The 18,928-nt window shown below is 70.0% G+C and carries 15 protein-coding genes and 1 pseudogene; 15 read left to right on the forward strand and 1 reads right to left on the reverse strand.

What is annotated here, in order from left to right; all coding sequences use genetic code 11:
• Positions 1 to 65: 65 nt before the first annotated feature.
• The 8 genes and pseudogenes from KVT45_RS15615 to KVT45_RS15650 all read left to right on the forward strand — a co-directional run bounded on the left by KVT45_RS15615 (position 66) and on the right by KVT45_RS15650 (position 8,574).
• Positions 66 to 1,265 (forward strand): annotated as a pseudogene (locus tag KVT45_RS15615) (cytochrome P450).
• A gap of 12 nt (positions 1,266 to 1,277) precedes the next feature.
• A complete protein-coding gene (locus tag KVT45_RS15620; protein ID WP_217547875.1) occupies positions 1,278 to 1,475 on the forward strand; it encodes a ferredoxin in 198 nt (65 codons plus the stop codon).
• The gene (locus KVT45_RS56290; RefSeq protein ID WP_217547877.1) at positions 1,472 to 2,641 is read left to right on the forward strand and encodes an NAD(P)/FAD-dependent oxidoreductase; all 1,170 of its coding nucleotides are present in this window, start codon (positions 1,472 to 1,474) and stop codon (positions 2,639 to 2,641) included. Before KVT45_RS15620 ends, KVT45_RS56290 begins: the two co-directional genes overlap by 4 nt.
• A complete protein-coding gene (locus KVT45_RS15630; protein WP_217547879.1) occupies positions 2,638 to 3,981 on the forward strand; it encodes an MFS transporter in 1,344 nt (447 codons plus the stop codon). The genes KVT45_RS56290 and KVT45_RS15630 overlap by 4 nt, the downstream gene beginning before the upstream one ends.
• A gap of 241 nt (positions 3,982 to 4,222) precedes the next feature.
• A complete protein-coding gene (locus KVT45_RS15635) occupies positions 4,223 to 5,539 on the forward strand; it encodes a carboxylesterase family protein (RefSeq protein ID WP_217547880.1) in 1,317 nt (438 codons plus the stop codon).
• A gap of 398 nt (positions 5,540 to 5,937) precedes the next feature.
• Positions 5,938 to 7,506: an alpha/beta hydrolase gene (locus KVT45_RS15640; RefSeq protein ID WP_217547882.1), complete on the forward strand. Its 1,569-nt coding sequence runs from the start codon at positions 5,938 to 5,940 to the stop codon at positions 7,504 to 7,506.
• A gap of 56 nt (positions 7,507 to 7,562) precedes the next feature.
• A complete protein-coding gene (locus KVT45_RS15645; protein WP_217547883.1) occupies positions 7,563 to 7,961 on the forward strand; it encodes a RidA family protein in 399 nt (132 codons plus the stop codon).
• A 46-nt stretch (positions 7,962 to 8,007) separates the two neighbouring features.
• Complete coding sequence (locus KVT45_RS15650; RefSeq protein WP_254646847.1) at positions 8,008 to 8,574, forward strand: GNAT family N-acetyltransferase; 567 nt, start codon at positions 8,008 to 8,010, stop codon at positions 8,572 to 8,574.
• On the opposite strand, the gene KVT45_RS15655 is transcribed toward KVT45_RS15650, so the two are convergent.
• Complete coding sequence (locus tag KVT45_RS15655; protein ID WP_217547885.1) at positions 8,561 to 9,136, reverse strand: adenylosuccinate lyase; 576 nt, start codon at positions 9,134 to 9,136, stop codon at positions 8,561 to 8,563. The two genes, KVT45_RS15650 and KVT45_RS15655, sit on opposite strands and share 14 nt — an antisense overlap.
• 379 nt (positions 9,137 to 9,515) lie before the next feature.
• Between KVT45_RS15655 and KVT45_RS15660 the strand changes: the two genes are divergently transcribed.
• From KVT45_RS15660 to KVT45_RS15690, 7 genes are all read left to right on the forward strand, one after another.
• Positions 9,516 to 11,321, forward strand: coding sequence for a 3-hydroxyacyl-CoA dehydrogenase family protein (locus KVT45_RS15660; protein WP_217547887.1), 1,806 nt, complete (start codon positions 9,516 to 9,518; stop codon positions 11,319 to 11,321).
• A 136-nt stretch (positions 11,322 to 11,457) separates the two neighbouring features.
• On the forward strand, positions 11,458 to 12,270 hold the full coding sequence (locus tag KVT45_RS15665) for a TetR family transcriptional regulator (protein ID WP_217548244.1): 813 nt from the start codon (positions 11,458 to 11,460) through the stop codon (positions 12,268 to 12,270).
• A gap of 515 nt (positions 12,271 to 12,785) precedes the next feature.
• Positions 12,786 to 14,129: a crotonyl-CoA carboxylase/reductase gene (gene ccrA, locus KVT45_RS15670; protein WP_217547888.1), complete on the forward strand. Its 1,344-nt coding sequence runs from the start codon at positions 12,786 to 12,788 to the stop codon at positions 14,127 to 14,129.
• A gap of 17 nt (positions 14,130 to 14,146) precedes the next feature.
• Complete coding sequence (locus KVT45_RS15675) at positions 14,147 to 16,195, forward strand: protein meaA (protein WP_217547890.1); 2,049 nt, start codon at positions 14,147 to 14,149, stop codon at positions 16,193 to 16,195.
• Positions 16,192 to 17,151: a CoA ester lyase gene (locus tag KVT45_RS15680; protein WP_217547892.1), complete on the forward strand. Its 960-nt coding sequence runs from the start codon at positions 16,192 to 16,194 to the stop codon at positions 17,149 to 17,151. The genes KVT45_RS15675 and KVT45_RS15680 overlap by 4 nt, the downstream gene beginning before the upstream one ends.
• A 15-nt stretch (positions 17,152 to 17,166) precedes the next feature.
• Complete coding sequence (locus tag KVT45_RS15685; RefSeq protein WP_217547894.1) at positions 17,167 to 17,679, forward strand: MaoC family dehydratase; 513 nt, start codon at positions 17,167 to 17,169, stop codon at positions 17,677 to 17,679.
• Between the two features lie 3 nt (positions 17,680 to 17,682).
• Positions 17,683 to 18,888 (forward strand): acyl-CoA dehydrogenase family protein, encoded by a 1,206-nt coding sequence (locus KVT45_RS15690; RefSeq protein WP_217547895.1) that lies wholly within the window; start codon positions 17,683 to 17,685, stop codon positions 18,886 to 18,888.
• Positions 18,889 to 18,928 lie beyond the last annotated feature (40 nt).

Genomic DNA, 18,928 nt, shown 5'->3' on the forward strand with positions numbered 1-18,928 from the left:
CGCACCGGCAGGAGGCATGGGCTACCCTCCATAACTAAACGAACGTTCAATCACGGAGGGTAGCCATGTCCGATGCGATACCCGCCTTCCCCATGGCCCGGGCCGCCCAGTGCCCCTTCGACCCGTCCCCGCAACTGCGTGAGGCCGGGCCGATCAGCCGGGTGAGAATCTAGGACGGCAGCACGCCGTGGCTGGTCACCGACTACGACGTGCAACGCGCGGTACTGGCCGACCAGCGGTTCAGCGCCGACAGCGGCAAGCCCGGCTATCCCGCCCAGACCGAGGCGATCCTGGTCCAGCGCGAGAAGTCGAAGGCGTTCATCAGCATGGACGACCCGGAGCACGACAAGCAGCGCAGGATGCTCACCCGCAACTTCACGATCAAGCGGATGGAGGCGATGCGGCCGCGTATTCAGCAGATCACGGACGGCCTGATCGACGACATGCTCGCCGGTTCCAAGCCCGTCGACCTGGTGACCGCGTTCGCGCGGCCGGTCCCGTCGCTGGTGATCTGCGACCTGCGCGGCGTGCCGTGCTCCGCCCACGACTTCGTCCAGTCCCGCAGCACCAAGCTGGCCGCCCGGAACACGACGATGGACGAGGCGATCAAGGCCAACGACGAGCTCAAGGCGTACCTGTTGGACCTGGTGGCGGCCAAGGAGAAGCAGCCGACCGACGACATGATCGGCCGACTGGTCACCGACCAGCTCGCCACCGGCGCGCTGACCCGCGACGAGATCGCCGCCATGGCGGCACTGATGCTCAGCGCGGGCCACGAGACCACCGCCAACATGATCGCCCTGGGCACACTCGCGCTGCTGCGCAACCCCGCGCAGCTGGCCGAGATCCGCGACACCGACGACCCGAACCTGATCGCCGACGCCGTCGAAGAACTGCTGCGGTACCTCAACATCACGACCGGCGGACGGCGGCGCGTGGCCACCGAGGACATCGAGGTCGCCGGCCGGCTGGTTCGCGCGGGCGAGGGCATCATCCTGGCCAACGAGGCCGGCAACCGTGACGAGGGTCAGTTCCCGGAGCCGGACCGGCTGGACATCCACCGCCGGGCCCGGCACCACATCGCCTTCGGCTACGGCGTGCACCAGTGCCTCGGCCAGCCTCTGGCCCGCGTGGAGCTGCAGGTCGTCTACAGCACGCTGTACCGCCGGATCCCGACGCTGGAGCCGGCGATCCCCTTCGAGGACGTGCAGTTCAAGCACGACAACTTCGTGTACGGCGTCCACTCGCTTCCCGTCACCTGGTAAGGACTTCTCGCCATGAAGGCTGCTGTCGATCAGGACAGGTGCGTCGGCTCCGGGCAGTGCGTGCTGATGGCCCCCGACGTGTTCGGCCAGCGCGACGAGGACGGCATCGTCGTGCTGCGCAACGAGTTTCCGCCGGTCGAGCTGTACGACGACGTGCGCCAGGCGGCCCGGGTGTGCCCGGCGCTGGCCATCGAGCTGGACGAGTCGTGATAGCCGTTGTCGGCGCGTCGGCCGCGGGGCTCACCGCGGCCCAGACGCTCCGGCGCGAGGGCTACGACGGGCCGCTCACGGTCATCGGCGACGAAGAGGTGATGCCGTACGACCGGCCGCCGCTGTCCAAGCAGATCCTGTCCGGCGCATGGGAACCGTCGAAGATCGCCCTGCCGTGCGGCGTGGAGGGCGTCGAGTGGATGCTGGGGGTGCGGGCCACAGGTCTGGATGTCGAGGGCCGACGGCTCACACTGTCCCCTGGCGACGATCTGGCCTACGACAAGCTGGTCATCGCCACGGGGGTCACGCCGCGGCGGCTGCCGTTCGGGCAGGAACTGGCCGGCGTGCACACGCTGCGGACCCTGCCGGACACGGTGGCGTTCAAGGAGGATCTCGCGTCGGCTCGGTCGGTGGTGATCGTCGGAGCCGGCTTCATGGGCTGCGAGGTGGCCGCCGTGGCCTCGGGTACGGGCGCGGACGTCACCGTCGTCGATCCTCTGCCGACGCCCATGATCCGCCAGTTCGGACCGTGGCTCGGTGGCCTGGTCGCGCAGCTGCACGCCGGCCACGGCGTGCGGATGCGGCTGGGCGTCGGGGTGACCGGGCTGTCCGGTGACTCTCGTGTCGACGGTGTGGAACTCGCCGACGGCACCGTACTGCCGGCCGACGTCGTGCTCGTCGCCATCGGGTCCGTACCCAACACCGACTGGCTCGTGGGCAGTGGACTGTCGCTGACCCACGGCGTCGACTGCGACTCGTTGTGCCGGGCCGCGCCGGACGTCGCCGCCGCCGGCGATGTCGCGTCGTGGACGCATCCCGTGCACGGCAGGCGGACTCGGGTCGAGCACCGGATGAATGCCACCGAGCAGGGCATGGCCGCCGCCCGCACCCTGCTCGGCAAGGGCGAGCCGTACGCGGCGATCTCGTACTTCTGGACCGACCAGTACGACGTGCGGATCCAGGCGTACGGCGACTTCCCGGCAGGCGCCGTACCGTCGTTGGCCGCCGGCGACATCCGCGAGGGCCGGTTCGCGGCCGTGTACGCACGCGACGGCCGGATCACCGGCGTGCTCGGCTGGAACCTGCCCCGCGACACCCGCCGCCTCCGCGCCCGCATCGGCGAAGTCGGCCCACTCAGCCCCCGCAACGAACTGGGAACAGCGTGAGCAGCCGCAATGGCACGCCCCGTGGCGTGCGCTCCCCTGGGTGGATCGCCGCCCTCCTCGGAATCCTCTACGGACTCGCCACGACCGGCACGTCCGCGGTCACGGTGAGCCTGCCCCGGCTGGCGGGCGAGCTCGGCATCGGCGCAAGCAGCGCCGCCTGGACGATCAGCGTGTACACGGTGGTGCTTGCCGTCGCGACCCCGCTGCACGGGCGGCTGGCCGACGCGTACGGGCTGCGGGCGCCGCTGGTCTTCGGGGTGGTCGCGATGGCGGTCGGCGCGGCCGGGTCCGCACTGGCCCCGGCCTTCCCCCTCCTGATCGTCGCCCGGGTCGTGCAGGGCTTCGGCGGGGCGAGCATCGCGGTGCTGGTCACCGCGCTGGTCTCGGCGATGTGGGACGGCCCGCAGCGTGGCGCGGCGCTCGGCCGGGTGGCTGGGGTGGGGGCCACGTTCAGTGCACTGGGCCCTCTGATGGGCGGCGCGCTGGAGGATGCCGGCGGTTGGCGGCTGGCCATGACGCTGCCCGCGCTCGGGCTGCTCGCCCTCCCGTACCTGGCCCGGCTCACGCCGTCCGGAGGGTCCCGCGAACGCATCGACCGCACCGGTGCCGTGCTCATCGCGATGGCCGCGTCCGGGCTCGTGCTGCTGCTGCAGTCGCCGTCGTCGGGCGCGGTCACGGCGATCGTCGGCGCGGTGCTGCTCGCCGCGGGCGCGCCGGCCGTCGTCGCCTGGGTGCGGGCGCGGCCACACGGGTTCCTGCCCCGCTCCGTCGTGACCAACCCGGTGGTGCTGCGCAGCTCGTTCGCGGCCGCCGCCATCCCGGCCGGCTGGTTCGCACTGCTCGTCGGGGTGCCCAGCGTGGCCGCGGGCTGGGGCTGGACACCGCTGGCCACCGGTCTGCTGATGCTCCCCGCGGCGGCCGTCGGGCTGGTAGCGCCGTGGTTCTGCCGAAGGGCGCTCGCCCGGCTGGGTGCACGGCGCGCCATCGCCGTGGCGTGCTCCATCGCGGTCCTCGCACTGCTCGTCGCCGCGGCCGGCGCGGCCACGGACTCCCCGGCGTTGCTCGCGCTGGGCGTGGGGCTCATCACGGTGGCCTTCGGGCTGGGGCAGCCCGCCATGATGTCGGCCGCCGACGAGGCCGTGGCCGCCGCCGATCGCGGCGTCGCCATCGGGGCTGCGACGCTGGTGTTCCTCATCGGTGCCAGCGTCGGCGCCGCCCTGGTCGGCGGTCTCGGCGGGGTGGCGAGCCTGTCCACGGTGTTCCTCGTGCTCGTGGCGCTGCCGGTGATCGGGCCGGCCGTCCTGCTGCTGGCCGGTCGCCGGCGCGCCGCACTCGCATGACCGCACCAATGCCGGGACGGCCTCGGCTCCGCCACGGACGTTGTGGTGGCCGCCGACGACATCGACACCCGCCAGTTCGCGACGGTGTGGGCAAGCGATGGCCGACGTCGATTCCCCTCACTGCTCCGGACCACGCTGAATCTCCGCGGCGGCTGCGCGTGGACCGCGCATGGCGCCGGGATCCCGCTACCGCCCCGTGTCCTGTGCAGCTGAACCGCCCTCAACGACAAGGAGCCAAACGATGATCAGCGACACCGGATCCGTTCTCGCTCGCCCGGAGTCCGGGCCCGTCACCGGCATCCGTGGAGCGGACCAGTTACTGCGGTTCCCCGGGATCCGCTACGGAACGGCCGAACGTTTCGCACAGCCGGTCCGGGCCGATCGGCACGCCGACACCGTCGACGCGACCCGGCCAGGCCCGATCTGCCCGCAGCTGCCGTCCCGCCTGGAACCGGTCTACGGCGCGCAGTGGAACGAGCCGCCGCAGTCCGAGGACTGCCTCTACCTGGCGATCACGACACCGGATCTCGCCGGCAGCCGACCGGTGATGGTATGGGTGCACGGCGGCGGATACATGACCGGTGGCGGCACCCTCCCCATGTACGACGGTGGGCGGCTCGCCGCGGACGGCGATGTCGTCGTCGTGTCCGTCAACTACCGGCTGGGTGCGCTGGGCTACCTGGTCCACAAAGGGGTCAGCAACGGCAACCTCGGCCTGTACGACCAGATCCTCGCGCTGGAATGGGTGCACGACAACATCGCCGCGTACGGCGGCGATCCGGCGAACATCACCGTCTTCGGCCAGTCCGCCGGCGCAAGCTCGGCCATCACGCTCCTGTCGGTCCCACGCAGCCGACGACTGATCCGACGGGTGATCGCACAGAGCGCACCGACTCTCGCGACGCTCCCCACCCGCGACGAGGCATTCGCGGCCGGGCCCTACTTCGCCGAGGCAGCCCGTGGCGATCTGACGACACTCCCGGTGCGGCGGATCCTCGACGCCCAAGCCCGGACCGCACAGTGGAATGCGGACATGTCGTCGAGGAGGGGGACGGTGCCGTTCCGGCCCGCGCTGATGGATCCACTCGGAGACCCTCGTACGAACCGACGCACCTTCCAGTCCGAGCCCATGCCGGACCTCCTCATCGGCTATACCTCCGACGAGGGCAGGGCGTTCGCCCTCAGCGCCCCGTCCCCGGTACCCGAGGAAGCCGTCGCGGCGATGTCCCGCAAGGTCTTCGTCGAGCCGGCGCACGCGATCGCACAACAGGTCCTCGACGCCGGCGGAGCAGCCTTCCTGTACGAGTTCGGCTGGGCACCGACGGAAGGGGGCCTCGGCGCCGTGCACGGCGCCGAGATGCCCTTCCTGCTGGGGACACGGGACGCGTGGGCCGGGAGCCCGGTGCTGGGCAGCACCGACTGGGCCACCGTCGAGGCCAAAGGCAAGACCCTCCGGCAGAGCTGGGCACATTTCGCGCGGTACGGATCGCCGAGCACCGCCGAAGTCGCATGGCCGCAATGGAGTGGCGACGAGACGTCCGTCCAGCGGATCGGTTAGGGCTGTACCGACGCCGCCGCGCTTGCCCGGCAGATCCAACAGCTGGGCTGTCGCGGTGACGTCAACACTGTCTGTCGCCACCTACGGCCCTGTCGCACAGGACGATCCCGGCGGATGCTCCGCTGCCCCGTCTGACCGTCCGCCGGGTCACCGAGACCGAACGCGAGTGCTTTGACGAACTGTGCGAACGCAGCCCCGCCCTGAAGCGCAACGAGGACCGCCGGACTCTCGCAGAACACCCACTCAGGGCGTTTGTGCCTGGGGGGCGTTCGGGCGCAAGCCTCGGACCAATTGGGTTATTAATCGTCAGAATGCGTTCTTCCGGGTCCTTTTTCCGGGACGATGCGGCGAGGACCGTGACACGTGCGGTCCGCGACCCTCCGTCCTGGGAGGACCCCATGCGAACACGCGCAGCCGTGCTGTGCGCCGCCGCCGCTGTCGTGGCCGGTTCGGTCACCGTCCTGCCCGCGAGCGCCGCCGCCCGAACCCCCGTCCAGGTGTCCCCGGTGACCTGGAAGAAGTGCGGCACCACCGACTACCCGACGCTCCAGTGCGGCTCGGTCAAGGTGCCCCTCGACTACCGGAACCCGCGCGGGAAGCAGATCACGCTCGCCCTCTCCCGCGTCCCGCACACCGCGTCGGCCTCTCAGGGCCCGCTGCTGGTCAACCCGGGCGGCCCCGGCGGCAGCGGGCTGGCCCTCGCGGGCTTCGTGGCGTCCGCGCTGCCCAAGAAGGTGGCGGCCCAGTACGACGTCATCGGCTTCGACCCGCGCGGGGTCGGAAAGAGCGGCCCGGCGATCGACTGCGCGCCCGGCTACTTCAAGCCGGTGCGCCCCGACTCGGTCCCGGCCACCCCCGCTCTCGAACAGGCGAACCTCAAGCGGGTGCAGTCGTTCGCGGCGGCCTGCGGCAAGAAGTACCCGAGCCTGCTGCCGTACCTCGACACGGTCAGCGCCGCACAGGACATGGACTCGGTCCGCCAGGCCCTCGGGGCCCGTCAGATCAGCTACTTCGGCTACTCCTACGGCACCTACCTGGGCGCGGTCTACGCGAAGCTGCACCCGGACCGGGTCCGCCGCCTGGTCCTGGACTCGATCGTCGACCCCACGGGCATCTGGTACGAGGACAACCTGAGCCAGGACTACGCGTTCAACCAGCGCCAGCGCGCCCTGATGACGTGGATCGCGAAGTACGACTCGACATACAAGCTCGGCACCGACCCGGAGAAGGTCGAGGCCAAGTGGTACGCCATGCGGGCCGCGCTGGCGAAGAAGCCGGCGGGCGGCAAGGTGGGCGCCGCCGAGCTGGAGGACACCTTCATCCCCGGCGGCTACTACAACGGCTACTGGCCCTACCTGGCCGACGCGTTCTCCGCCTACGTCAACGGCAAGAGGACGGCGGCGCTGGTCGAGGCGTACGAGAACTTCGCCGCCGTCGACGCGTCCGGCGACAACGGCTACAGCGTCTACGCGGCCGTCCAGTGCCGGGACTCCTCCTGGCCGCGGGACTGGGACCAGTGGCGCAAGGACAACTGGGCGGCGTACGAGAAGGCGCCGTTCATGGCCTGGAACAACGCCTGGTACAACGCGGTGTGCGCGTACTGGCCGACGAAGACACTGAAGCCGCCGAACATCGCCAACGGCAAGCTCCCGCCGGCCCTCCTCTTCCAGGCGACGGACGACGCGGCCACCCCCTATCAGGGCGGCGTCACGGTCCACCGGCTGCTGGCCGGCTCCAGCCTGGTCGTGGAGCAGGGCGGCGGCAACCACGGCATCACGCTCAGCGGCAACACCTGCCTGGACTCCTACCTCGCCGCCTACCTCACCGACGGCACGGTCCCGCACGGCGACGGCACCGCGGACGCGGTCTGCCGGAAGACCCCCGACCCCAAGCCCCTCACCGCCAAGGCGGCCTCGACGTCGTCGCGCAGCTCGTCTCTGCACGGTCTGCTGGGCTTCCGCGGCTGAGCCGGTCCTGACGTCCCGTCGGGGGCGTTGTCAGACCCGTGGTCCAGCATGGACGCATGAGTGATCTGACCCGCATCACCGCCCCCGACGGCGTCGCCCCCGCCGCCCAGTACACGCACGTGGTGGCGGCGACCGGCCGGTTCGTCGCCGTCTCCGGCCAGCTGCCGCTGGACGAGGACGGCAAGCTGGTCGGCGAGGGCGATCCGGCGGCCCAGGCCCGCCAGGTCTTCGAGAACCTGCGCCGCTGCCTGGCGGCGGCCGGAGCGACCTTCGACGACGTCGTCAAACTCACCTACTTCGTCACGGACATGGCCCACCTGCCGGCGATCCGTGCCGCCCGCACCGCCCACATACCCGACGACCGCCTCCCGGCCGCCTCCGCCGTCCAGGTGGCCGCGCTGGTCGGCCCGCGGTTCCTGATGGAGATCGAGGCCCTGGCGGTGGTGGCCGGCTGACGCGAAATCCGGGCGGGCGGGGCCGTCCGCTCCCTAGGGTGCCGTCATGAACGCCGAAAACCCGCTCCACGGCCCCTCCCCCGACGACCCCTCCCTCCATGTCCGCCCGATGACGCTCGACGACTGCGACCGGGTCTCGGAGATACGCGTCCGGGGCTGGCAGTACGCCTACCGGGGCCTCATGCCGCAGCCGTTCCTGGACGGGCTCAGTGTCGAGCGGGACGCCGAACGGCGCCGGGCCCGGTTCCTGGATGGCGGGGACGGGGTGACGGAGCTGGTCGCCGAGCGGGGCGGCACCATCGTGGGGTGGGCGGCGCACGGGCCGTACCGGGAGGATGAAGTGCGCACCGGTGACGCCGAGTTGTACGCCGTCTACGTGGACGCGGCGCACCTCGGCACCGGCGCCGGGCGGGCGCTGCTCGCGACGGTCCTTGAGCAGTGCGCCGGGCACGCGCGCGTGTACCTGTGGGTGCTGAAGGGCAATGCGCGCGCCCGGCGGTTCTACGAGATCGCGGGCTTCGCGGCCGACGGTGTCGAGGAGCCGTACGAGGTCGACGGAGTAGCGGTGCCTGAGGTGCGGTACGTCAGGGAGCTCGGCGTCACCTCGGCCTAGGGATGCGGGCCAGGGCCTGCACCGCCGCTTCGGCGAGGGTGGGGTGGGCCAGTGCCTCGTTCAGGACGCGGCGGGCGCGGGTGTCACCGAGGGAGCCGAGGCCGTCCACGCAGGCGAGGGCGACCTTGCGGTAGGGATCGTGCGGGCGCAGCCGGCGCTCCAGGGTGGTGATCAGGGCGGGGACGGACTCCGGGGCCCGGAGTTCGACCAGGAGGCGGACGGGGTGCAGGGCGTAGGCGACGCGGAGTTCGTTGGTGGCAAGGGCGGCGGCAGCGCGGGCGGTGCGCGGGTCCTGGAGTCGGGCGAGGGCGTAGGCGGCGGAGGCGCAGCGGGGTGGGTCACGGTGGTTGAGGAGGAGGACCAGGGTCTCGAAGGCCCGCCGGTCGCCGGCCGTCCCCAGGCGGAACGCCGCCAGCTCCCTGGCCCACAGGGGCTGTCCGGCGGCGGTGAGCACCTCCGCCAGTTCGTCGTGGTCCTCGGTGGCCAGGAGCCGGTCGTAGGCGGCCGTTCCCTGCGACTCCTGCCGCAAACGCTCCGTGAGTGATCGCAACTCTTCGTCCACGAAGCCCAGCGTAGAGGGGTCGCGGGGGCGGGGGGACGTACATCACAAAGTCGGGGGGCTGGCGCGCTCGTTACCCGCCGGTTAAGCTCAATCGAGCGAGTCACCCACTCGCAGTAATGCTCACGCCGGTCTGGTGACGCGGCCGCGTGAGTATCAGGTCGGTTCGGTACCTCGGTACCGCAGTACGACCCGGCTCCGGGACAGGGCCGGTCGGAATCCGCCGCTCCCGGGCGTGTGCACGCCCGCGGCAGCAGCACCGGGCGTGTGCGCTCGCAGCCCGGCGACACCCACATTCACGCAGCTCTCTCCGCACCCGGTGCGCCCCCTCGGCGCACCCGGGCGCGTTTCCAGTCGTCACCCTCATTCCTGGAGTCCCGCGATGGCCACTCCCCAGTCCGACCCTTCTCTGTCCCCGCTCAAGACGATCGCCGTCGTCGGCCTCGGCACCATGGGCACCGGTATCACCGAGGTCCTCGCGAAGGCCGGCCGCGAGGTGATCGGTATCGACGTCAGCGAGGCCCAGGCCGCCAGGTCCGTCGCCGCGCTGGAGACCTCCACCGCCCGTGCCGTGGCGCGCGGCAGGCTGACCGAGCAGGAGCGCGCCGACGTCCTCGGCCGGGTCCGTACCGGCACCGACCTGACGGCGGCGGCCGACGCCGACCTCGTCATCGAGGTGGTCCCGGAGTCGTACGACATCAAGCACCAGGTGTTCCGGGAGCTGGACGGCATCGTCCGCCCGGAGACCATCCTGGCGACCGGCACCAACGCGCTCTCCGTGACCCGGCTGGCCGCGGACTCGGCCCGCCCCGAGCGCGTCCTCGGCCTGCACTTCTTCAACCCGGCCCCGGCGATGAAGCTGGTCGAGGTCGTCTCCTCGGTCCTGACCGCGCCGAGCGCCGTCGCCGCCGTCACCGACCTGGCGATCGAGCTGGGCAAGGAGCCGGTCGCGGTCGGCGACCGTCCCGGGTTCGTCGCGGACGGGCTGCTGTTCGGCTACCTCAACCAGGCCGCCGCGATGTACGAGGCGAAGTACGCCTCCCGCGAGGACATCGACGCGGCCATGCGGCTCGGCTGCGGCCTGCCGATGGGCCCGCTGGCCCTGCTCGACCTGATCGGCGTCGACACGGCGCGTACGGTCCTGGAGGCCATGTACGCCGAGTCCCGCGACCGCCTGCACGCCCCGGCGCCCATCCTCAAGCAGCTCAGCGAGGCGGGCCTGACCGGCCGCAAGTCGGGCCGCGGCTTCTACACCTACGAGGCGCCGGGCAGCGCCGTCGTCGTCCGGGACGCGCTCACCCCGCTGGACGGCGCCGCGCTCACCCCGGGCCGTACGGTCCGCTCGGTCGGCGTCGCAGGCTCCGGCACCATGGCCTCCGGGATCGCCGAGGTCTTCGCCAAGGCCGGGTACGAGGTCGTCCTCGCCGCCCGCAGCGAGGAGAAGGCACAGGCCGCCAAGGCCCGCATCGGCAAGTCCCTGGACCGCTCCGTCGGCAAGGGCCGGATGACCGCCGAGGCGGCCGCGCAGACCCTGGACCTGATCACCCCGGCCGGCTCGTACGACGCCTTCGCGGACGTCGACCTGGCCGTCGAGGCGGTCGCCGAGGACCTGGAGGTCAAGCGGCAGCTGTTCGCGACCCTGGACAAGGTGTGCAAGCCGGGCGCGGTCCTCGCCACCACCACCTCCTCGCTGCCGGTCGTCGCCTGCGCCCGCGCCACCTCGCGTCCGCAGGACGTGATCGGCATGCACTTCTTCAACCCGGCGCCGGCGATGAAGCTGGTCGAGGTCGTCCGTACCGTGCTGACGGCGGAGGACGTCCACGCCACCGTCCGCGAGGTCTGCGCGAAGATCCGCAAGCATGCGGTCGACTGCGGCGACCGGGCCGGATTCATCGTCAACGCGCTGCTGTTCCCGTATCTCAACAACGCGATCAAGATGGTCGAGGAGCACTACGCGTCCCTCGACGACATCGACGCGGCGATGAAGCTCGGCGGCGGCTACCCGATGGGTCCGTTCGAGCTCCTCGACGTGGTCGGCCTGGACGTCTCGCTCGCCATCGAGAAGGTGCTGCACCGGGAGTTCCGCGACCCGGGCCTCGCGCCCGCGCCGCTCCTGGAGCACCTGGTGGCCGCGGGCTGCCTCGGCCGCAAGACCGGCCGTGGCTTCCGCGAATATGCCCGCCGCTGACGGCGTCGGCGACTGGTTCCGGGACGAGAAGGACTGGGGCGGACTGCTCGACCCCGCCGACGGTCCCCCGCCCTTCACGGGCGGGGGAAACCCCGGACCTGCGCATCAAGCTGCGCACATGCAGTACGTTCGGGTCATGCCCCAGCCCGCCAAGTCCTCACGTACCCCCGCCACGTCCGACGCGCCGGAGAGTGCCGCGGGCAGCCGCGCGGCGGCCCAGCGGCTCAAGATGCGCCGAGAACTGGCGGCCGCCGCGATGGAGCTCTTCGCGACGAAGGGGTACGAGGCGACCACCGTCGACGAGATCGCGGCCGCGGCCGGGGTCGCCCGCCGCACCTTCTTCCGTCACTTCCGCTCCAAGGAAGAGGCGATCTTCCCCGATCACGACGACACCCTGATCCGCGCCGAGGCCGTGCTGAACGCGGCCCCGGCCCATGAGCATCCGCTCGACACGGTGTGCCGCGGCATCAAGGAAGTCATGAAGATGTACGCGGCCCGGCCGGAGATCTCGGTAGCCCGCTACAAGCTCACCCGCGAGGTACCCACCCTCCGCGAGGCCGAGATCGCGTCGGTGGCCCGTTACGAGCGGCTCTTCACCCGCTATCTCCTCGGCCACTTCGACGAGCACGCCCACGCGGACGACGCGAACGACGACCCGTTGCTGGCCGAGGTCGCGGCGTCGGCGGTGGTCACCGCCCACAACCACGTGCTGCGGCGCTGGCTGCGGGCCGGCGGGCAGGGGGACGTGGAGACCCAGCTGGACCATGCCTTCGCGATCGTCCGCAAGACGTTCGGGAACGGGATCGGGGCGGGCCGGGAGGCCGCGCCTCGCCCGGCGTCGGCCTCGGTCGCGTCGCAGGGTGAGGTGCTGGTGACGGTGGCGCGCACGGATGCGCCGCTGGACGAGGTGATGCGCACGATTGAGCAGGCGCTGAAGGAGCGGTCGTAAAGCGACGGTAGTGGCGGGCCGCGGTCACCGAACCGCGGCTCCGCCGCTCGTCCTCAAACGCCGGACGGGCTGAGTGGGTAACCGCGGCCCGCCCGAAACAGGCCCGACCGCGCCCTGACGCGTGCGTCACGCCGCTCGTGTGAGCCACACCTCACGGCCCGCCTCCGACATTCGGACGACTCCCGCAAGACAGGTCATTCTCCCCTACCCGCCAGTAAGTCTGATCGATCATCGCTCATTTGTTACGTAAAGATTTCATCTGAGAGCGATTCCTGGCACTCAGTGCCTTGCCACCTGACACGCGGTGTCATACGTTGATGGTGTCCGGCCTGTCCCGGCGAACCCATCAGTTCGCCCGCCGGACGCCTGCGTCACAGGCAACCTCCCGCGCCACAAAGCGCTGCCGAAGCACCACCCCCGCCGAACCGACGGCACCTTTCCCAAAACCCTCAGCAGCACCGACGTAACCCTCGACGCCCCTTCCCTCAGGGGCGCGCATCGCCGGAGGCAACACCGTGACCACTCAGGCCATTCTGGACGCGATCCAGTCGCCGGAATCGACGCCGGCCGACTTCGCCGCCCTGCCGCTCCCCGAGTCGTACCGCGCGATCACCGTCCACAAGGACGAGACGGACATGTTCGCGGGCCTGGAGACCCGCGACAAGGACCCGCGCAAGTCGATCCACCTCGACGAGGTCCCCCTGCCCGAGCTGGGCCCGGGCGAGGCCCTCGTCGCCGTCATGGCATCGAGTGTCAACTACAACTCGGTGTGGACCTCGATCTTCGAGCCGCTGTCGACCTTCGGCTTCCTGGAGCGCTACGGCCGCCTCAGCGAGCTGACCAAGCGGCACGACCTGCCGTACCACATCATCGGCTCCGACCTCGCGGGCGTCGTCCTGCGCACCGGCCCGGGCGTCAACGCCTGGAAGCCGGGGGACGAGGTCGTCGCGCACTGCCTGAGCGTGGAGCTGGAGTCCAGCGACGGCCACAACGACACCATGCTCGACCCCGAGCAGCGCATCTGGGGCTTCGAGACCAACTTCGGCGGCCTCGCCGAGATCGCGCTCGTCAAGTCCAACCAGCTGATGCCGAAGCCGAACCACCTCAGCTGGGAGGAGGCCGCCGCCCCGGGCCTGGTCAACTCCACCGCCTACCGGCAGCTGGTCTCCCGCAACGGCGCCGGCATGAAGCAGGGCGACAACGTGCTGATCTGGGGCGCGAGCGGTGGACTCGGCTCGTACGCCACGCAGTTCGCGCTGGCCGGCGGCGCCAACCCGATCTGTGTCGTGTCCTCGCCGCAGAAGGCGGAGATCTGCCGGGCCATGGGCGCCGAGGCGATCATCGACCGCAACGCCGAGGGCTACAAGTTCTGGAAGGACGAGCACGAGCAGGACCCGCGCGAGTGGAAGCGCTTCGGCAAGCGCATCCGTGAACTCACCGGCGGCGAGGACGTCGACATCGTCTTCGAGCACCCCGGCCGCGAGACCTTCGGCGCCTCGGTCTACGTGACCCGCAAGGGCGGCACGATCGTCACCTGCGCCTCCACCTCGGGCTACAACCACGAGTACGACAACCGCTACCTGTGGATGTCCCTGAAGCGGATCATCGGCTCGCACTTCGCCAACTACCGCGAGGCCTGGGAGGCCAACCGGCTGATCGCGAAGGGCAAGATCCACCCCACCCTGTCGAAGGTCTACTCCCTGGAGGAGACCGGCCAGGCCGCCTACGACGTGCACCGCAACCTCCACCAGGGCAAGGTCGGCGTCCTCTGCCTCGCCCCCGAGGAGGGCCTCGGCGTGCGCGACGGGGAGATGCGTGCCAAGCACCTCGACGCCATCAACCGCTTCCGCAACATCTGAGACACCCGAGGTCATAGATGACTGAGCGTCAGATCGCCGAAGGCAAGCGGGAGAAGGACCGGCCGTGGCTCATGCGCACGTACGCCGGGCACTCCACGGCCGAGGCGTCCAACGAGCTGTACCGGCGCAACCTCGCCAAGGGCCAGACCGGCCTGTCGGTGGCGTTCGACCTGCCGACGCAGACCGGCTACGACCCCGACCACATCCTCGCCCGCGGCGAGGTCGGCCGGGTGGGCGTGCCCGTCTCGCACCTCGGTGACATGCGCCGGCTTTTCCAGGACATCCCCCTGGATCAGATGAACACCTCGATGACGATCAACGCCACGGCGATGTGGCTGCTGGCGCTCTACCAGGTGGTCGCCGAGGAGCAGGGCGCGGACATCACCAAGCTCCAGGGCACGACCCAGAACGACATCGTCAAGGAGTACCTGTCCCGGGGGACGCACGTCTTCCCGCCGGGGCCGAGCCTCCGGCTGACGACGGACATGATCGCGTACACGGTCTCCCACATCCCGAAGTGGAACCCGATCAACATCTGCAGCTACCACCTGCAGGAGGCGGGCGCCACACCGGTCCAGGAGATCGCGTACGCGATGTCCACCGCCATCGCCGTGCTGGACGCGGTCCGCGACGGCGGCCAGGTGCCGCAGGAGCGGATGGGTGACGTCGTCGCCCGTATCTCCTTCTTCGTGAACGCGGGCGTCCGGTTCGTCGAGGAGATGTGCAAGATGCGGGCGTTCGGCCGCATCTGGGACAAGGTCACGCGTGAGCGGTACGGCATCGAGGACCCCAAGCAGCGGCGGTTCCGGTACGGCGTCCAGGTCAACTCCCTCGGCCTGACCGAGGCGCAGCCGGAGAACAACGTCCAGCGGATCGTCCTCGAGATGCTCGCCGTGACGCTGTCGAAGGACGCCCGCGCGCGTGCCGTGCAGTTGCCGGCGTGGAACGAGGCCCTCGGCCTGCCGACACCCTGGGACCAGCAGTGGTCGCTGCGCATCCAGCAGGTGCTCGCCCATGAGAGCGACCTGCTGGAGTACGAGGACATCTTCGAGGGCTCGCACGTCATCGAGGCGAAGGTCGCCCAGCTGGTCGAGGACTCCCTCGCTGAGATCGACCGGATCCAGGAGATGGGCGGCGCGATGGCCGCCGTCGAGTCCGGCTACCTGAAGTCGCAGCTGGTCTCCTCGCACGCCGAGCGGCGGGCCCGGATCGAGTCCGGCCAGGAGAAGATCGTCGGCGTCAACATCTTCGAGACGACCGAGCCGAACCCGCTGACCGCCGACCTGGACACGGCCATCCAGACGGTCGACCCGGCGGTCGAGGCGAGGGTGGTGGCGGCGATCGGGCACTGGCGCGACACGCGCTACCAGCCGCCGTTCAACCACCCGCGGCCCTGCAAGGCCCTGGAGCGGCTGAAGGAGGCCGCCAAGGGCACCGACAACCTCATGGAGGCCACCCTGGAGTGCGCCCGCGCGGGCGTGACGACCGGTGAGTGGGCCGGGGCCCTGCGAGAGGTGTTCGGCGAGTTCCGGGCACCCACCGGAGTCTCCTCCGCGCCCGTCACCGTCCCGGTGGAGGCAGGCTCGGCGCTCGCCGAGGTGCGGGCCAAGGTGGACGCCACCGCCCGCGATCTGGGCAGCGGCAAGCTGAGGTTTCTCGTTGGCAAGCCCGGTCTTGACGGGCACTCCAACGGCGCCGAGCAGATCGCCGTGCGCGCGCGTGACGCCGGCTTCGAGGTGGTCTACCAGGGCATCCGGCTCACCCCCGAGCAGATCGTGGACGCGGCCCTCGCCGAGGACGTGCACGCGGTCGGCCTGTCGATCCTCTCCGGCTCGCACGCCCAGCTGGTCCCGGACGTCCTGGAACGACTCCGTGTGGCCGGTGCCACAGATATACCGGTGATCGCCGGTGGCATCATCCCGAATGGAGATGCCGCGAAGCTCAGGGAAGCCGGAGTGGCCGCGGTCTTCACCCCGAAGGACTTCGACATCACCGGAATCATCGGCCGCATCGTCGACGAGATCCGGAAAGCGAACAAGCTCGACCCCCTGGAGGTCCCCGCATGACCGTCAACCGTCTCCGCCCGCGGCGCTCGTGCCTGGCAGTACCCGGTTCGAACCCCCGCTTCCTGGAGAAGGCGCAGGGTCTCCCGGCGGACCAGGTCTTCCTCGACCTGGAGGACGCGTGCGCGCCGCTCGCCAAGCCCGAGGCGCGGCACACCATCGTCAAGTTCCTCAACGAGGGCGACTGGACCGGCAAGACGCGCGTGGTCCGGGTCAACGACTGGACGACCGAGTGGACGTACCGTGACGTCGTCACCGTCGTCGAGGGCGCCGGCCAGAACCTCGACTGCATCATGCTGCCGAAGGTGCAGACGGCCCAGCAGGTCGTCGCCCTGGACCTGCTGCTCACCCAGATCGAGAAGACCATGGGCTTCGAGGTCGGCAAGATCGGCATCGAGGCGCAGATCGAGAACGCGCAGGGTCTGAACAACGTCAACGAGATCGCGCAGGCCTCCCCGCGCGTCGAGACGATCATCTTCGGCCCGGCCGACTTCATGGCGTCCATCAACATGAAGTCGCTGGTCGTGGGCGAGCAGCCGCCCGGCTACCCGGCGGACGCCTACCACTACATCCTGATGAAGATCCTGATGGCCGCCCGCGCCAACAACCTCCAGGCGATCGACGGCCCCTACCTCCAGATCCGCAACGTGGAGGGCTACCGCGCGGTCGCGCAGCGCGCCGCGGCCCTCGGTTTCGACGGCAAGTGGGTGCTGCACCCGGGCCAGGTCGAGGCGTCCAACGAGATCTTCTCGCCGTCGCAGGAGGACTACGACCACGCCGAGCTGATCCTGGACGCGTACGACTACTACACGTCCGAGGCGGGCGGCAAGAAGGGCTCCGCGATGCTCGGCGACGAGATGATCGACGAGGCCAGCCGCAAGATGGCCCTGGTCATCTCCGGCAAGGGCCGGGCCGCCGGCATGCAGCGCACGTCGAAGTTCGAGATCCCCGGCGAATAAGGAGCCCTGAGCGCGATGCAGTTCGGACGCACGTACGAGGAGTTCGAGGTCGGGGCGACGTACAAGCACTGGCCCGGAAAGACGGTCACGGAGTACGACGACCACCTGTTCTGTCTCCTCACCATGAACCACCACCCGCTCCACATGGACACGAACTACGCCGAGAAGACGACGGACTTCGGCAAGAACGTGGTGGTCGGGAACTACATCTACTCGCTGCTGCTGGGCATGTCCGTACCGGACATCTCGGGCAAGGCGATCGCCAACCTGGAGATCGAGTCGCTCAAGCACGTGGCGCCGACCTTCCACGGCGACACGATCTACGGCCAGACGACCGTGCTCGACAAGTGGCCCTCGAAGTCGAAGAACGACCGCGGGATCGTCTACGTCGAGACCAAGGGCTACAAGCAGGACGGCACGCTGGTGTGCATCTTCCGCCGCAAGGTGATGGTGCCGACCGAGACGTACATCAAGGAGCGCGGCGGCGAGCAGCCGGGCCGCCCCGAGCTCAAGGAACAGGGGAAGTAAGCGATGGCCCGTCTCGCCCAGACCGCCGGTCTGACCGACGTCCAGCAGGAGATCCTCTCCACCGTCCGCGACTTCGTGGACAAGGAGATCATCCCGGTCGCCACCGAGCTGGAGCACCGCGACGAGTACCCGCAAGCGATCGTCGACGGCCTCAAGGAACTCGGCCTCTTCGGCCTGATGATCCCCGAGGAGTACGGCGGCCTGGGCGAGTCCCTCCTGACGTACGCGCTGTGCGTCGAGGAGATCGCCCGGGGCTGGATGTCCGTCTCCGGGATCATCAACACGCACTTCATCGTGGCGTACATGCTCAAGCAGCACGGCACGCAGGAGCAGAAGGACCACTTCCTGCCGCGGATGGCGGCCGGCGACATCCGGGGCGCGTTCTCGATGTCGGAGCCGGGGCTCGGCTCGGACGTGTCGGCGATCACCTCGAAGGCGGTCAAGGACGGCGACGAGTACGTCCTGAACGGCCAGAAGATGTGGCTGACGAACGGCGGTACGTCGTCCCTGGTGGCCGTCCTCGTGCGAAGTGACGAAGGACACCCCGAGGGCACGGCCCCGCACAAGTCGATGACGACCTTCCTGATCGAGAAGGAGCCCGGCTTCGGCGAGGTCCGCCCCGGCCTCACCATCCCGGGCAAGATCGAGAAGATGGGCTACAAGGGCGTCGACACGACCGAGATGATCATGGACGGGCTGCGGCTTCCGGCCGATCGGGTGCTCGGCGGCGTCACGGGCCGAGGTTTTTACCAAATGATGGACGGGGTCGAGGTCGGCCGCGTCAACGTGGCGGCACGTGGGTGCGGTGTCGCCCAGCGCGCGTTCGAGCTCGGCGTCCGGTACGCCCAGCAGCGTCACACTTTCGGCAAGGCGATCGCCCAGCACCAGGCCATCCAGTTCAAGCTGGCGGAGATGGCCACCAAGGTCGAGGCCGCGCATGCCATGATGGTCAACGCCGCACGCAAAAAGGACTCCGGGGAACGAAACGACCTGGAGGCCGGGATGGCGAAGTACCTCGCCTCCGAGTACTGCAAGGAGGTCGTGGAAGACGCCTTCCGCATCCACGGCGGCTACGGCTTCTCCAAGGAGTACGAGATCGAACGTCTCTACCGTGAGGCGCCCATGTTGCTGATCGGCGAAGGTACCGCCGAGATCCAGAAAATGATCATCGGGCGAAGGTTGCTCGAAGAGTATCGATTCCAGGGCTGATTGTCCGGGTACGGGGTGTTTTCTTCGAGAAGAAGATCAC

This window comes from Streptomyces sp. GbtcB6, assembly GCF_019091475.1.
Lineage (GTDB): Bacteria > Actinomycetota > Actinomycetes > Streptomycetales > Streptomycetaceae > Streptomyces > Streptomyces hyaluromycini.

Coding starts and splice junctions, on each gene's coding strand:
- KVT45_RS15620 (WP_217547875.1), top strand. CDS start 1,278: ATGAAGGCTGCTGTCGATCAGGACAGGTGCGTCGGCTCCGGGCAGTGC.
- KVT45_RS15635 (WP_217547880.1), top strand. CDS start 4,223: ATGATCAGCGACACCGGATCCGTTCTCGCTCGCCCGGAGTCCGGGCCC.
- KVT45_RS15640 (WP_217547882.1), top strand. CDS start 5,938: ATGCGAACACGCGCAGCCGTGCTGTGCGCCGCCGCCGCTGTCGTGGCC.
- KVT45_RS15645 (WP_217547883.1), top strand. CDS start 7,563: ATGAGTGATCTGACCCGCATCACCGCCCCCGACGGCGTCGCCCCCGCC.
- KVT45_RS15650 (WP_254646847.1), top strand. CDS start 8,008: ATGAACGCCGAAAACCCGCTCCACGGCCCCTCCCCCGACGACCCCTCC.
- KVT45_RS15660 (WP_217547887.1), top strand. CDS start 9,516: ATGGCCACTCCCCAGTCCGACCCTTCTCTGTCCCCGCTCAAGACGATC.
- KVT45_RS15665 (WP_217548244.1), top strand. CDS start 11,458: ATGCCCCAGCCCGCCAAGTCCTCACGTACCCCCGCCACGTCCGACGCG.
- KVT45_RS15675 (WP_217547890.1), top strand. CDS start 14,147: ATGACTGAGCGTCAGATCGCCGAAGGCAAGCGGGAGAAGGACCGGCCG.
- KVT45_RS15680 (WP_217547892.1), top strand. CDS start 16,192: ATGACCGTCAACCGTCTCCGCCCGCGGCGCTCGTGCCTGGCAGTACCC.
- KVT45_RS15685 (WP_217547894.1), top strand. CDS start 17,167: ATGCAGTTCGGACGCACGTACGAGGAGTTCGAGGTCGGGGCGACGTAC.
- KVT45_RS15690 (WP_217547895.1), top strand. CDS start 17,683: ATGGCCCGTCTCGCCCAGACCGCCGGTCTGACCGACGTCCAGCAGGAG.